Origin of the sequence: Ekhidna algicida, from assembly GCF_051379705.1 — a bacterium.
Taxonomy (GTDB): domain Bacteria; phylum Bacteroidota; class Bacteroidia; order Cytophagales; family Cyclobacteriaceae; genus Ekhidna.
The window spans coordinates 3355233-3370888 of sequence record NZ_CP179868.1; the positions used below are offsets into that span (position 1 = coordinate 3355233).

General features: G+C 41.0%; 9 protein-coding genes. 3 read left to right on the forward strand and 6 right to left on the reverse strand.

The features are described from left to right. Positions 1 to 42 precede the first annotated feature (42 nt). The 3 genes from ACL8WY_RS15135 (at position 43) to ACL8WY_RS15145 (ending at position 6766) form a co-directional block, all read left to right on the forward strand. Positions 43 to 2544: a YbcC family protein gene (locus ACL8WY_RS15135; protein WP_436515595.1), complete on the forward strand. Its 2502-nt coding sequence runs from the start codon at positions 43 to 45 to the stop codon at positions 2542 to 2544. Positions 2545 to 2549: 5 nt separating this feature from the next. Next, positions 2550 to 4415: a proton-conducting transporter transmembrane domain-containing protein gene (locus tag ACL8WY_RS15140; RefSeq protein WP_436515596.1), complete on the forward strand. Its 1866-nt coding sequence runs from the start codon at positions 2550 to 2552 to the stop codon at positions 4413 to 4415. 119 nt (positions 4416 to 4534) lie between these two features. Then, complete coding sequence (locus ACL8WY_RS15145) at positions 4535 to 6766, forward strand: SulP family inorganic anion transporter (RefSeq protein ID WP_436515597.1); 2232 nt, start codon at positions 4535 to 4537, stop codon at positions 6764 to 6766. Positions 6767 to 6875: 109 nt separating this feature from the next. Here the strand turns inward: ACL8WY_RS15145 and ACL8WY_RS15150 are convergent, their stop codons facing one another. The 6 genes from ACL8WY_RS15150 to ACL8WY_RS15175 form a co-directional block, all read right to left on the reverse strand. Continuing rightward, entirely contained in the window at positions 6876 to 7151 is a 276-nt protein-coding gene (locus tag ACL8WY_RS15150) for a hypothetical protein (protein WP_436515598.1), read from the reverse strand. A gap of 106 nt (positions 7152 to 7257) precedes the next feature. Next, the gene (locus ACL8WY_RS15155) at positions 7258 to 7893 is read right to left on the reverse strand and encodes a carbonic anhydrase (protein ID WP_436515599.1); all 636 of its coding nucleotides are present in this window, start codon (positions 7891 to 7893) and stop codon (positions 7258 to 7260) included. Positions 7894 to 8138: 245 nt separating this feature from the next. Then, on the reverse strand, positions 8139 to 8870 hold the full coding sequence (locus ACL8WY_RS15160; RefSeq protein WP_436515600.1) for a DUF6261 family protein: 732 nt from the start codon (positions 8868 to 8870) through the stop codon (positions 8139 to 8141). Positions 8871 to 9200: 330 nt separating this feature from the next. Next, complete coding sequence (locus ACL8WY_RS15165) at positions 9201 to 11087, reverse strand: AAA family ATPase (protein ID WP_436515601.1); 1887 nt, start codon at positions 11085 to 11087, stop codon at positions 9201 to 9203. Between the two features lie 146 nt (positions 11088 to 11233). Continuing rightward, the gene (locus ACL8WY_RS15170; RefSeq protein WP_436515602.1) at positions 11234 to 12547 is read right to left on the reverse strand and encodes a sensor histidine kinase; all 1314 of its coding nucleotides are present in this window, start codon (positions 12545 to 12547) and stop codon (positions 11234 to 11236) included. Between the two features lie 101 nt (positions 12548 to 12648). Continuing rightward, positions 12649 to 15633 (reverse strand): DNA polymerase III subunit alpha, encoded by a 2985-nt coding sequence (locus ACL8WY_RS15175; RefSeq protein ID WP_436515603.1) that lies wholly within the window; start codon positions 15631 to 15633, stop codon positions 12649 to 12651. Positions 15634 to 15656 lie beyond the last annotated feature (23 nt).

Here is a 15656-nt window from a genome sequence, read left to right on the forward strand (position 1 = left end):
ACCATTCTAGTCAAAGCTTAATTCAGTTTTATTAATATCATTATGTCATCAACGAATACTTTTCGGGAAGATCTCATCTTGGAAAAACTCAAACATTATTTACCGGCACAGGCTCCGCTAAAGGACTTTGTGCATCACAATACTTTACATGCCTTTCAGGACCTCCCTTTTGAGCAGGCCATCAGAAGAGCATCAAAGATTTTTGGATATAAAACATCTCTATCCCTTCAAGAATATCGAAGGCTTTATGATGAAGGCAAAATCAATAATGAAATTCTGGAAAATGTCATCATCAGAAGGAAAGGGAACGGCGCGCTGAATGCATGGAAGACACGTCTCACTGATTCGGATTATAAAGAGTTCAATGATGGAAAGATTGGACGTTTGCGCGCACTTTGGAAAGATCATTTCAAGCTTGATCTAAACACTATCGTTCACACCAATCTGTTCAGGATTCTAAACAGCTACCTTGATCAGGGGATCGCTATAACCAAATTTCCGGTAAACAAGGAGAGCTTCATTTCCTCAATCATTGAAATTGAGAAAAATAGTTTTGTGTCTTTCTTTAAAACACAACGAGCCAAAGGTCTTTTATTTGATCCTCATACATCAATAGAGAGTCTGCTCAAACTCTTAGTAGGTCATGAGGTACTTTATGAGCAATACCTGTTTGATCAGCAATTTGCACACCCGGGTTGGTCCGGTCTAATCGGCCACATTGAAGCTCAACCAAGATCACTTCTTGATGGTCGGAAAATTAGCTTGAAAGAAATGATCTTGCTGGAGTGCCTCCTGGAAATTGATAATTTAGACAATGCGCTAGGCCAAAAGTGGAAACCACTTTCGGAAATTGCCGAGAAAGAGCACATCGTAGATATTCTGGGGGAAACAGAATGGGAAGAGTATGATGAATTAATCGTCATCTGGCAAGAAGCCTACGAATGGACATATTATGATCAAGTTCTTGCAGGCGTTATGGTGGGAGAGCAGCTGGAGCCCAAAACCGAGATACCTTCATTTGAGGCATTCTTCTGCATCGATGACCGTGAGTGCTCTATTCGTCGCTATATAGAGCACTATGACCCTGACTGTGCTACTTATGGTACACCGGGGCATTTTGCTATCGACACATTTTACCAACCAAAGAATGGAAAGTTCTATTCCAAGGTGTGTCCGGTCCCTATCTCGCCAAAGCATTTGATCAAAGAAGTGTCTACAAATCGTAACAATACTTCTGATCTCCATTTCAATAAGTCTTCTCATGGACTATTCAGAGGATGGTTGATCAGTCAGACGCTAGGTTTCTGGTCAGCCATTAAGCTGATGTTCAACATCTTCAGACCGAGCGTTAGTCCGGCTACCTCTTATTCATTTTCTCACATGGATAGTTATTCGGCCCTAACCATCGAAAACAGAAGTGAGTACCATAAGCAAGATGGACTGCAGATCGGATACACGGTAAAAGAAATGGCGGACCGTGTAGAAATGGTGCTCAGAAGTACAGGAACTACTGAGTTGTTTGCTCCGCTAGTTTACATGATAGGGCATGGTGCCAGCAGCGCAAATAATACCCATTATGCAGGGTATGACTGTGGAGCGTGTTCAGGGCGGCCTGGATCTGCCAATGCAAGAGCTTTTAGTTTCATGGCTAATCATCGTGGAGTTAGAGATCTATTAAAGAAGGGAGGCATTGACATTCCGGATAGCACCGAATTCATCGGTGGATTGCATGATACTACGAGAGATGAATTCAGATTCTTTGATGAAGAATTATTGAATACTGAAAATCAAGAGGCCCACAAAAAAAATGTTAAGGTCTTCGAAAAAGCACTTAGGGTGAACGCTAAGGAAAGGTCCCGAAGGTTTATGTCTATCGACACCAAACAACCAGTAGAACTGATTCATCATAAAGTGAAAGAGCGCTCGGTTTCATTGTTTGAGCCCAGACCAGAATTGAATCATGCTACAAACACTTTGTGTGTGATCGGGAGGAAGCACATCAATGATCATCTGTTTCTTGATCGGAGGGCATTTTTAAATAGCTATAACTACGAGCTGGATCCTGATGGAAAGTACCTGCAAACGATTATTAATGCCGCAGCACCAGTTTGTGGCGGCATCAATTTAGAATACTACTTTTCTAGAGTAGATAATGAAAAATTGGGTGCGGGATCAAAGCTTCCTCATAATGTGATGGGACTGATTGGCGTAGCAAATGGATTTGAAGGTGACCTTAGACCGGGGCTACCGATCCAAATGGTGGAAGTACATGATCCACTCCGATTGATGATAGTCATAGAACACAATCCGGAGGTAGTTCTTAAAACGATCCAAAGCTCGGAAGCAACCTATGAATGGTTTATCAACGAATGGGTGATTTTGACAGTCGTCAATCCCTTAGATGGAAAAGTTTATCGTTTCGCTGATGGCAGCTTCAGTCATTATGATCCAATAAGCAAAAACCTGGAAGCAGTGGTCATCGAAGATCTCAATTCAGCAATTGAGTCTACTCATGAAAACTTACCTGTGTATTTACTTAAATGAGAGAAATGATGATTAATATATTACCCATATTTCTAATTATTCCATTTCTTGGATTTTTAGCTAGCGTATTTGTTCACAGAAGGAATGAAGTGCTTCATTCGAGAGTTGCGTTTGGTACTGCCGGTATTCAAAACATATTAGCCATCGGTTTTACTTTATACTGGGCTTTTTCGGGAGGAAAAGCGCTGAATATCAAAGAATTTGTGATTTACAGCACTCCAAATTATGAATTCTTTGTGGATTTTTATTTTGATCGAGTAACAGCTGTTTTCCTTGTGGTGGGATCTGTTCTTACTTTCCTGATCACCTTATATAGCCGTTACTATTTACATAGAGAAGAAGGTTACAAACGGTTTTTCAACACGATCCTCTTTTTCTACTTGGGGTACAATATTATTATCCTCTCAGGAAATTTTGAGACGCTATTTATTGGTTGGGAAGTGCTGGGCTTATCATCCTTCCTTCTAATTGCTTTTTATAGGGATCGATACCTTCCTGTGCGTAATGCCTACAAAGTATTTTCAGTTTACAGGATTAGTGATATAGCGATGATACTGGCCATGTGGATGAGTCATCATCTATGGCATCATAATGTGACCTTCCTGGAGCTTAATAATTATGACATGGTCGATGCTGAGGTACAAAGTCATTATGGAATGAGTTTGTTCATTTCACTGATGATCCTAATCTCCGCCAGTGTCAAGTCGGCTCAGTTTCCGTTTTCATCCTGGCTGCCAAGAGCCATGGAAGGGCCAACTCCCTCAAGCGCTATTTTTTACAGCTCACTTTCGGTACACATTGGCGTCTTTTTTTTACTTAGAACATTTCCTTTTTGGGAGCATCAGGAAGCCTTTAGATGGATCGTTGGGATTGCCGGTTTTGGTACCAGTATTATAGCAACGTTCATAGGAAATGTACAAGCAACAGTCAAATCACAGATTGCCTACTCTTCTATTGCTCAGATCGGGCTTATTTTTATTGAGATTGCTTTAGGCTTTGAAGTAGTAGCGTTGATACACTTTGCAGGTAATGCATTTTTGCGAACCTATCAGTTACTGGTATCTCCATCCACAGTTACTTACATGATCCGGGAGCAGTTTTATACGGCGCTTCCAAAGGAACTTGAGCGAACAGGCTTTTTCAGAAAGCTATTTAATTCAATCTATGTTTTCAGCGTTAAGGAGTGGAATTTGGATACACACCAATTCAGGTTTCTATGGAATCCATTCAAGAAGATTGGTAAAGTCTTTTACTTCCTAAATAATAGAACAACTGCTTTTATCCTGGTTCCTGCCTATTTGATTGCCTGTTTTGTTTTGATGGAGGGAAGTATGTCTGAAGAAACCCTTCATCTGTTTCCACATGTCCTTGCCTTGGTTGCAGTAGTGCTCTCTTTGAGATCATTTACTGAGCGTAAAAGCCCCGAATACAGTTTTTCCCTGGTTGCTTTCAGCCATTTCTGGATAGCATTAGCTGTTTCTTTCAATGAACATTTTAGCTTTTCTCATACTCTGATTTATTTATCAGGTGTAGTCGTGTCACTTGTCGTTGGTATTGCTGTTTTGAATCGATTGAGAAAAACTGAAAAACCTGTTGATCTGAACGGGTTCTATGGGCATATCTACGAGCATAAATGGCTGGCATTTATGTTTTTGTTGGCAGCTCTTGGGTTAGCCGGCTTTCCGGTCACGCCAACATTTTTGGGCGAAGACCTGATCTTTAGTCACATTCATGAAAATCAGATTTGGCTGACATTTTTAGTAGCGCTATCGGCCATTTTTAGTGGGCTTTCAGCCATCAGGATTTACATCCGACTCTTTCTGGGGCCTCACGTGAAAAGTTACCATCAGGTTGCTCATCGCTCATCATAAACTCAGAACATCATGAAAAAAATCATATTACTTATTGCAGATGGCTATCGTCTCGAATCCGATAACACGATTCAACTCACCGCACATCTAAGATTTTCAAAAGCAAATAATTAAAAACAATGAATACTTTATTTGATAAAAAACCGCTTACCGGATTTGCCGGATTAAAAGCTCACTGGAAAGACGATCTGCTTTCTGGTTTTATGGTATCATTAATTGCGCTACCCCTTTGTTTGGGAATCGCGTTAGCTTCGGGCGTTCCACCTATGGCAGGACTGTTGGCTGCAATTGTTGGCGGTATGCTAATGTCTCGAATCACCGGTTCTTATGTGACCATCAGTGGTCCTGCCGCCGGGTTGATTGTTGTAACACTAGGGGCAGTAGAATCTATGGGAGGTGGAGACCCACTTACCGGATACAAATTTGCATTGGCTGCAATTGTGGTTGCCGGACTTATTCAGCTGATTTTTGGCCTGTTGAAAGTAGGGAAGTTGGGCGATTTTTTCCCGTCAGCGGCTGTACACGGAATGCTCGCGGCGATAGGTATAATAATCATAGTTAAGCAGCTTTTTGTTGCCATGGGTACCAAAGCTGAGGGTGGAGGACATGGACTTCTTCATACCATCACTCAGATACCAGACGCTTTTGTAACTATGAACCCGGAGATCGGACTGATTGCCATGGTCAGCTTGTTTATTTTGGTGGGGCATCCAAGAGTAAATTTCAAACCAATCAAAATGATTCCGGCACCTATGTGGGTCATTATAGTGACTATCCCATTGGCACATCTATTTGACTTATTCCACGAGCATCACTACAATCTGGTAGGTAATGATTATGTGGTAGGTCCGAAATATTTGGTGCATTTACCTGAGAGTGTTATTGATGGAATTGTTTTTCCTGATTTCGGTATGATCGGGTCAGGTGTTTTCTGGATAGCAGTAATCAGTATTTCATTAGTTTCCAGTATTGAATCGCTGCTGAGTGCTGCCGCGGTAGATACTCTTGATCCATATAGAAGAAAATCTAATCTTAACAGAGATGTAGCAGCCATGGGTGGTGGTTCTGCCATTTCCGGATTTTTAGGTGGATTACCGATGATCTCAGAGATAGTCAGGAGTTCGGCAAACATTGGAAATGGAGGTAAAACGCAATGGGCGAATTTCTTTCATGGCGGCTTTCTCTTAGTTTTTTTACTTTTTGCGAAACCAATCATCGAGCAAATTCCGCTCGCAGCTTTGGCTGCAATGCTGATTCACGTAGGATTTCGATTGGCTTCACCCAAGGAGTTTATACATACCAGAGAGATAGGCAAAGCGCAGCTGGTCATTTTTGTTTCCACCATTGTGATGGTACTTGCGACTGATCTGCTGATAGGCATTGCTACAGGCATTTTGGTCAAATTTGTTATCCACTTGATCTATGGTGCCCCTTTGAAGTATTTATTTCGATCCAACTTTGATTATGAGGAAGCCGACAAAAAAACCGGAATCATTCATCTTCGCCATGCAGCCATTTTTTCCAACTACTTGTCACTTAAAAAGGAGATTGAAAGTCACAGAGATAAAGATCACCTAATAATAGACTTTAAGGACGTGAATTTGATTGATCATACATTCAGAACACATCTCCATGAACTTGTTGAGGAATGGAAAAAGCTTGGAAAAGAAGTTGAGCTTAAAAACGAATTGCATCTCATTCCAGTATCTGATCATCCGATGGCAGCAAAAGTTGCGAAAAATGGTAAGCTGGGGTATGATGAAAAACTAAGCAGTCATCAGGTAGAACTTCTTGATATTGCAAAATCGAATCAGTGGCATTTTGAATCAGGAAAGACCATGTCGTTCGAAGACTTTAAGGATTTCAGTTTTAGTCGGTCCGGAAAGATTAGTTACGCTCAGAACCTTCTTTCAGGATCATTTGAGGGCTATCGATTCGTTTTTTCTGAGGTGGTTTATGACACTGATCTGAGAACAAAAGCCGCCACCGATCTACTACCGGCATTGATTATAAAACCTGAAGAGAGTAATGCTTCATGGCCTGTTTTCACAATGGAAAAAGAGGGCTTTTTTGAAAAAGTAGCGGATTTGGCTGCAGGCAAGGATATTGACTTTGATGATCATCCGATGTTTTCTGACAAGTTTCTGCTCAAAGGTCCGAAAGAAGATGAAGTGAGAAAGTTTTTCAAGCCTGCATTACTCCAACTCATTGAATCAAACCCGATCTATCACCTGGAAAGCAACGGTAGCAAATTGATCATCTATCGATTCGATAAGAAGAAAAAGGAAAAAGAAGTAGCTGAACTGATACTCTTTGCCAAACGCTTAGTGTTGACAATTGATAAATATTAGTAAGCAGTATACTGCTTGGAGTTAAGTTGGTGGATAGGTAGCCGGGTCATCTCATTGTTTGAAATTTGAGCAACTTCCATGAGAATGATCCGGTTTACCTTTTATCCTTTCAGGCAGCCTTGGAATCTGCCACTTTTTCAATATGAATTTGTGAGTGAATGGAGAGTTTAGAGTCATCAATGACTTCTAGGATTTGCTCTCTCATCGCTTCTAGTTCTTTTATTCTATTGATCGAGTCTACGTTCTCAGTCCCAAACCGTACTTTATCGCTAAATATTCGTCTATTGTGAAACTGAATTTTTCCATCAATCAGGTAAAGAAGAACCTCTTTAGCTTCCTCTGCCTCAAAAACACCTTTTATTAAATCGAACTGTTCTGTTTTCATAACTATACAAGTTTTTGTTTTCACAAAGGAACAGAGAAAAACTCATAAGTTTTTATTTATATTTTTTATCATATACATAAACAATCGTTATGAATAAAAGATGGAGTTATATACCTGAAAATCTATAAATCGGCTCTAGTTGATCGATGTTAGAGTATTGGCAGTTCAGATCAATGATTTTTCCATCTTCCAGAGAATACACCCATCCATGGATTTCGAGTCCTCTGTTTTTCCAGGCTTTTTGTACGATAGAGGTCTTGGCCAAATTATGCACTTGCTCTACTACATTTAACTCAACCATTCGTTTTTCACGAGCTTCCGGATCTTTTATCTGATCTAGCTTTTCCTTATTTACCTGGAAAATATCCTTGATGTGCGCAAGCCATCGGCCAACGAGCCCGACATATTGCGTATCCATAGCAGCCTTCACACCGCCACACCCATAATGTCCACAAACAATAACATGCTTCACATGAAGGTATTCAACAGCATACTGCAAAACGCTAAGCATGTTTGTGTCTGAGTGAATAACCTGATTGGCAATATTTCGGTGCACAAAAATTTCACCGGATTCGGTGCCGGTGATTTCATTGGCAGGTACTCGACTATCGGAGCAACCAATCCAAAGAAATTCCGGCTTTTGTCCTTTGGCCAGTCTTGTAAAATATTCAGGGTCAAGTTTAAGTTTTTCCTTGATCCATTCGTCGTTTCCTTTAAACAGTCGGTCGTATGATGCTTTCATAAATTTCTATTGTACTTAGAGTTATTTCACACTAAAATAACGATAGTCTGAAGTACATAACAATATTTTAGCGATTCAGGTGTGAATAAGCTTTTGTTTTATGTTCTGAATGCTGCATTAACCCCATCAAAAGCCAATTTTAACACCGCACCATTAGCGGCTGATATTGGGCTGCATACAAATAAGCCGGCTCGCATTTGCGAGCCGGCCTCAGAAGCAAGTAAGATAATAATTATGATAAATGATCAAAACCCTACTTCCGATTCTCCTTCGATTTCACCACGTGATTTTCTCGCACGGGCTACCGCCATTATTTCTGTAGTGATAGAGTTCATTTGATTGATCAGGGTGTCATGAACACCCGGTTCAGTCTCCTCAAGTATGGCTAGTGCATCCAGTAAGATGTTTACATGAGGTGTGGTTTTGCTTTTAGCCTCTTTTAGTGTAGGATAGTTCTTTAGCGTATCCTCATTTAGCCTGTTGTTATAGATGGTTACAAAGTCTTCTTGAGCCTGCTTCAGTTCTTCATACAGTCCATCGGCATGCATAGCTGCAAGTGCTGCCAGGTTTTCAGCTTTGTCTAGCTCGTCAAACAATGCTTCCATTTTTCCGCTCTGCTCCGTATAGCCAAGCAAGTACAAGCGTGTACCTGCTTGCTGAATAATTGGCCAAATCTGTGCATGTGCATCTTTTAAAGTTTGACTTGTGCGCCGCTTGTAAGCATCTATTAAGTCCTTAAAGCCGATGAAAAGATCGTCTCGGGCAGCATCAGCTGCAGCCACATCATCTACAAGCTTATTTACACGCACAGCTGTAATAGCTTGATTTAGTTGTATGATGTCATTGGTAATTAAGCCTGTGATTCGTGCTATGAATGGATCTGTAGTAGAAAGATTGGCATTAATTGCTACATACTTATTCGCTGTTTCAGCGAGTTCGGCGGGCATGAGGTAGCTGGTTCTAAGTTTTTTAATCATGAAAGTGTGTTTGATAAAACAATAATTGAGGCCAATGATAGGGTGGAGCTAAGCGTAAAACCTCTTCGATTTGATGAAAAACGGTTTTGTATACCAGAAGTACACGTATTCTAGCACAGATATCTGATTTGGAGGAAATTTGAGCTGTATTTGACTAAAAAGGCTGAAGAAATGAGGGAAAGAAGAATCTTAGGCTACTTCAGATGAATTCGTGAGAAACGAGAGTTTTTCTTGAGTTATTCAGGTGATTTACTCTAAAAAAAGAATGGCGCGGAGTTATTGGGATGATTGGGGGGGGGAGAAAGTTGGCGAAGAGTTCTTCTAATTGATTTAGTCATAGTTCTCCAACTCAAGGCTTGTATTGGCAAATTGTTGAATCCAAAAGCCATGCTTTCTTCCATTACTATAGTTTACGTCTTCAGATCGTATTTCTATAATATTTTCTTTGGCTCGCTCATTTATTGATATCAAGGCTGATTTGATAGAATCTGTGCTAATATTTCCAAGATGTTTTTTTGACATAAGATGAGCTTTTAGTCTTTCATTTTTTTTTGAATTGACGTGGAACCCATGATCCTTGGTTTCTAATTTAAATAGTACTCTAAGGTCTGCAGTATCCAAAACAATGAAACCATTCTGATAAGCCTTTTCACCTCTTGGCATTAATTCATCTTCAACAATTAGTACAGCTCCTTTTTCTGATAGCAGTTTTTGAAGTTTTGCCTTTCCTTTAAAAATTGAAATCCACTCTTTTGTTTCAATTTCATGAAGCACGTTGCATAAAACAGCGACATCAAATGATCCTGCATCATGATCTTTGAAGATGCTGGATATCTTATTATAATATCTTTTTTCAGACGATCCGTATACTACTTCGACAGAGTTGCAACATTCAACTTTGAATTCCTTTGAGGGATCATATGCGATATAATCTAAAAAATCTGTTATATCAGCTCCTTTAGTTGATTCATGAATATTTGCAAGAAGTCTACCTTGACCCGCACCAAAATCCATGATCTTTATTTTATTCTTTTTCTTACCAATTAGTTTTTCTAATTCTTCTTTAATTTGAAGTACTTGTTTATCGTCTTTACCTGTCATCAATACATCAGGATGAAATAGAGATTCATAGGCAAATTGGTTTAGGGACATAATCCCGGGAAGGCTTATGAAATCCTGAAGTTTGTATAGCCGATCGTCATCGCCGAGCAAACTCTCGAGAACTTGTTCAGGAATATTTCCAGCATAAGACACTTTTCCTTCTTCTACAAAATGAATAGAAGAAGATTCAAAATGTGAGAGAAGAGCAATAGAGTGGGTAGCAATCCACAACTGACCGTTAGGGATATTATCAATGATTTTATCAACCACATCTAGAATTGCAGAAGGGTGTAGATGATTTTCAGGCTCATCCATGAATAGAATGATGTCATTTAATGAGGCCCCTTGAGAGTGAATAGCGACACATAGTTGCAGCAATACCTTTTGCCCATCGGAGAGTTTGGCGTCTCCTAAGTTCATGTTGAATAAAGTAGGTTCTCCCTTATCATCTCTGGATAGTTCTACGTCAAGAAAAGTCTCTAACAAAACTTGCATCCTTTCATAATTTTCTTGATGAAATTTTCTTGCAGCACTGTCTCCAGTATAGTTTGGATGGGTAGATTCGAACCATTTTTGTTGCAGAGTACGTAGTTGAGCTAGTGTGGAATCTGCCAATTTTGATATGCCGATTATTTTTGAGTTCCCGGCATGACTCTCTATAGTACCAAGAGTGAGACTTCTATAGTCAGTTAGATGTATATTTTTTGGTACATATCTAATAATCTTGTAATCATTAAAGAATTGATTAGTAATTATTAGGTTCCAATTATTTCGAACTTTTAAACTTTCTATATCATTTAAATGTTGTTCGATTACTTTCTCTAGTGAACTTATTCTTTCAATTTTGGGATTTTCTTCATTTTGTCTGTGAGCTTCAATTTTTTTCTTGCTTACATCAATAGCTTCAGACAATTCATCAATGGATTTTCGATTATTTTCGATTTCAATTTTTTTTGGCTTATCCTTAAAATGTTCTTGAATTAGATTTAAGATCCTAGACTTTCCTGAGCCATTCTTACCAGCAAGCAAGACTACCTGCCCTAACTTCTCCATTACTATAGGCTTTAAGCCATTATTTATTTTTTCTTCGGGGATATTTATTGATGTAATACGCATACTTCAATATACTACCATCCCACTAATTCCCCATAAAACTACTTACGTTGTACTCAATTTCTCTGTAAAGTAAAACTGTGACTTAGCGGAGTGCAATAAAATCACACAACCAAAATCGTGGGTAAATAGGTGGGATTACCCTCTAATTAATTAAAAGGCAGTGATACCCGAAACGTAGACCCATATCCCGGATCTGAAGTGGCCACAATACTTCCGTTGTGATCGGACACAATCTTGGAAGAAATCGCAAGACCCAGCCCTGTGCCTTGGCCTGCTTTTTTTGTAGTGAAGAATGGATCAAAGATCTTATCCAATACTTCCGGTGATATGCCACTTCCATTGTCGTCAATGATGACATGAATGGAATGCTTATCCACCTGCGTGCTTATCACTATTTTGCCCTGATTAGGAATTGCCTGCATGGCATTTCCCAGTAGGTTCAAAAATACCTGGTGAAGCTGCCCGGAGTTTCCCCTGACAAGGTGCTGCTCACAGTAGTTGGTTGCAATGTCGATGCGTCCTTTTGATTTATGTTCAAGAATATTGAGGCAGTTGTCGATGAGTTCGGGTATACTGCATTCTTCGGTTCGATTCTGCGATTGGTGGCTAAAGTGATTTAAGCTGTTCACGATTCTGTTCAGCCGCTTCAGCCCTTCATCCATGATTTCGAAAAAGTTCTCATTTTCTTTCAGGGTTTCTTTATTCAAGTTTTGTTTCATGGTTTCCAGACTGCCTTGAATAAAATTGAGTGGGTTTTTAAGCTCATGATTGATCCCGGCACTCATCTGGCCGAGAGAAGCCATTTTCTCCGAATTGATCAACTGACTTTGTGTTTCTTTCAGTTCCTGAAGCGCGCCTTCAAGCTTCTTTTTCTCCAGAAGCTGTTTTTTGTGTGCATGATCTTTATTCCGGATTACCACGATGAGCAAGGTGATGGTCAAGCTCAGCGAAACAATCACATGGATCCGGTCACTTAACTGCGCCACCGATTCAGATACCACGATCTGATAGAAATAATACCTGGGCAACAAGATGCAACCCAGAATCAGCAGAAGTGTGATTAGGAATGAGATAAAGAAATACTTTTTTTCCTGACTGAAATCAAAAAAGAATACATAGCCAAGAAGAATAGGGAAGTAGATTGTAAGTATGGCCTCACTCAAGGTGTATACATGATAGGTAAGGAATACGCTGAAAGAAGCGATACCCATAAGAAGTACTTTAGCAATCCCCAGCCTGCCATTACTATTCAGGCCATAGCTTAGAAGGCTGACTATCATGAAGGCTAATGAGATAAGAATAGTGCGGAAACCCTCTGCATAGACACCATAGAGCGCATAGAATAGATATAAAAAGGAAACAATCAATGCAACACTATTCGTGACCACAATGTGTTGTTTCTCCTCCAGAGTCAGAGATTTATTAAGTCCTCTTCGAATAAGCTTTTTAAATAGATTCAATCTGACGGAGTGTGGTGATTTTGCAGGCCTCAAGATAAAAAATAATCCACTGATTTTTATCAGATGATAATCATTTTAACACGCTACTATTTTATGTAAATCTATCTGGATACCGCACGTATCATCTCCTTCGATTCATCTTCTAAATTCACGAAATTGATCTTCTCCATTCGGTCAACTTCCAAGCTGTAGAAATCAAATTCTTCCACCACCTTTCCGGTCAGTTTGTAGACGCCTTTGCCACGAAAAGGATGTCGAGCGACAGAAGGAGGAAAGTGCACTGTATCAATGAATTGTCCTTCGCGATCAATGAAGGTTCCGAAACACATACGCTTACCGTTGGACGTGCCGGTGTTTTTCACCGTGACCAGATAGCCGAGCATTTCCACGCGTTGGCGAAGGTGATTGGGCAGATCTTTTGCAAGCACCCCAACACTATCTGTTGCAGTCATATCAAATGGGTTGCATAGCGGGAAACCCAGTAAATCCATCTCGTCCAGGGCATCTTCTCTTTTATCGTAATAGAGAGGAGGAAGCGTCCATTGCTTGATGGGAACTTTGAATAAACCATTTTTAGCACGACTCACACCTCCGCCCATCGAAAAGTGTACTTGCCATAAAATGTCTTTTTTAGAACCAAAAGCACGCAATGCTCCCACACGAACCAATAGCTTGATTTGCTCCAGAGAGATAGCTACCCGATCGGTGAAGTCATCCAAATCCAGAAAGGCTCCATTCTTTTCCCGCTCAGCAATAATCGCATCGATGGTAGTATGATTCAGATCCTTCACCATGCCGAACCCGAGATAAATGGTCTGTCCAAAAATCACCGTCAACCCCTCACTGTGGTTGACGCACGGGGCTTCTATCTCCGCTCCATTCATACGTGCTTCGTGCACATAGAATTCGGTACGATAAAAGCCACCTCCGTTATTGATGACAGCCACCATGTATTCCAGCGGATAGTACGTTTTGAGATACAAAGCCTGATAGCTCTCTACGGCGTAGGAGGCCGAGTGGCCTTTGGCAAATGCATAGCCCGCAAAACTTTCAATCTGACGCCAGATATCAGCAGACAATTCATAGGTGTGACCCAGGTCTTTACAATTCTGAAAAAACTTGTCTTTTACCTTAAGAAACTCGTCGCGCGAACGATACTTACCTGACATGCCTCTGCGAAGCATGTCCGCTTCTCCCAAATCTAGCTTAGCAAACAGGTGAGCAACTTTGATTACATCCTCCTGATAGACCATCACACCGTAGGTATCGGGCATAATGTCTTGCAAGATGGGATGTGCATCTTTTCTACGCTCCGGATGGCGATACCGCAAGATGTACTCACGCATCATTCCCGATTTGGCTACTCCCGGCCGGATGATGGAGCTGGCTGCTACGAGCCCGAGGTATTCATTTACCTGAAGCTTGCGCATGAGCATACGCATGGCCGGAGATTCGATGTAGAAGCACCCGATGGCATCTGCCTTTTGGAGCCTATCGTTCAGCTTGGGATCGTCTTTGAACGATTTGAAATTGTGAATATCTACCTCGGGATCGTCAGGGCAATTGCGCTTGATCACGTCCAGAGAATCTCGGATTTTACCCAACCCTCGCTGACTGAGGATGTCAAACTTGAACAGCCCGACATCCTCAGCGATAATCATGTCAAAATGAGTGACTGGATAACCTTTTGGCGGAAGTGAAGTAGCAGTGAAATAATGAATGGGTTTGTCAGCGATGAGAATACCTCCTGCATGAATACTGAGGTGGCTGGGGAAGTTAGTAAGCCGCGCACCGTATCTGCGAATTAGCTGGCCGATATGGTCCAGGTCTTTTTCCTCTGTTTGTCCGACTTTTTCTATTTCATGGGGAGGGAGGCCAAACACTTTGCCCAGCTCACGGATGATGGCTCGGTTTTGAAATGTGCTATAAGTAGCCAAAAGAGATACTTGCCCTTTGTCGCCAAATCGTTCGAAGATGTAACGGGTAATGTCATCCCGGTCTTTCCACGAAAAGTCAATGTCGAAATCAGGCGGATTTTGCCTGAATAGGTTGATAAATCGTTCGAAGTAAAGATCCAGCTCGATCGGGTCTACGTCCGTGATCCGCAGGAGGTAGGCGGCTACACTGTTAGCTCCGCTACCTCTCCCCACGTGGTAGTAACCTTGTGAGCGGGCGTATTCAAGGATGTCCCAGTTGATGAGAAAGTAAGAAACGAACCCCTTCGATTTGATCATGTTGAGCTCCATATCCAGTCGATCGAGGATTTTCTGATCCGGGCGATCGCCATAGCGATATGATAAAGCTTCATGGCAGAGCTTGGTGATCATCTGCATGTCTTCTTCCTCCGACCCGGAATACACCTTCAGGTTTTGATGGTTGATGGGATCGTTGAATTGAAACTCGATGGAACATTGCTCCAGCAATTTTTTTGTGTTCACAATGATTTCCGGATAGTCCTTATAGGCCTCAAAAAGCTTTCCTACCGGATGCATAACATCATTTGGATCACCTTCTTCTTCTTTTGGAAGCCTGCTCAAGAGCATATTTTTGTCGATGCTTCGAAGCAAGCGATGCATATTAAAATGGATCTTATTGTCTTCACCACCGCGGAATGAAACCGTCTGCAAAATCACCAGTTTGTCCAGCTTGTTCTTCCACTTGGTCATTGGCAGTTTGATGATGTCCTGCGGACGAATGCCTAGAAATTCATTTTTACGAAGCTTTGAGCTGAATGAAAAATGGAACGGATAGATCGTAAAGGCATGCTTGAATTTTGGAGCTCGGTCAGGAAAGTTCTCTTTTTTTTGTAAGTGTATAGAGAGGTATTCGTTCAGTTCCTGAAAGCCTTGATTGTCTTTTGCAATCCCAATAAATTTTTGCTGAGCACCATTTCTAAAGTCGATTCCAAGAATGGGACGGATATCATATTCGGTAGATAAGCGAACAAAGTTGAGGCTTCCCGCTGTAGAGTTGATGTCTGTCAGTGCCATTTCTCTGATGCCGCACTGTCTGGCGGTTCCCAATAGCTCATCTTCGGATAAGGTGCCGTATTTGAAGCTGTAATATGTGTGTGCATTGAGGTACATTTTTAACACACTTGTTGGGGGAT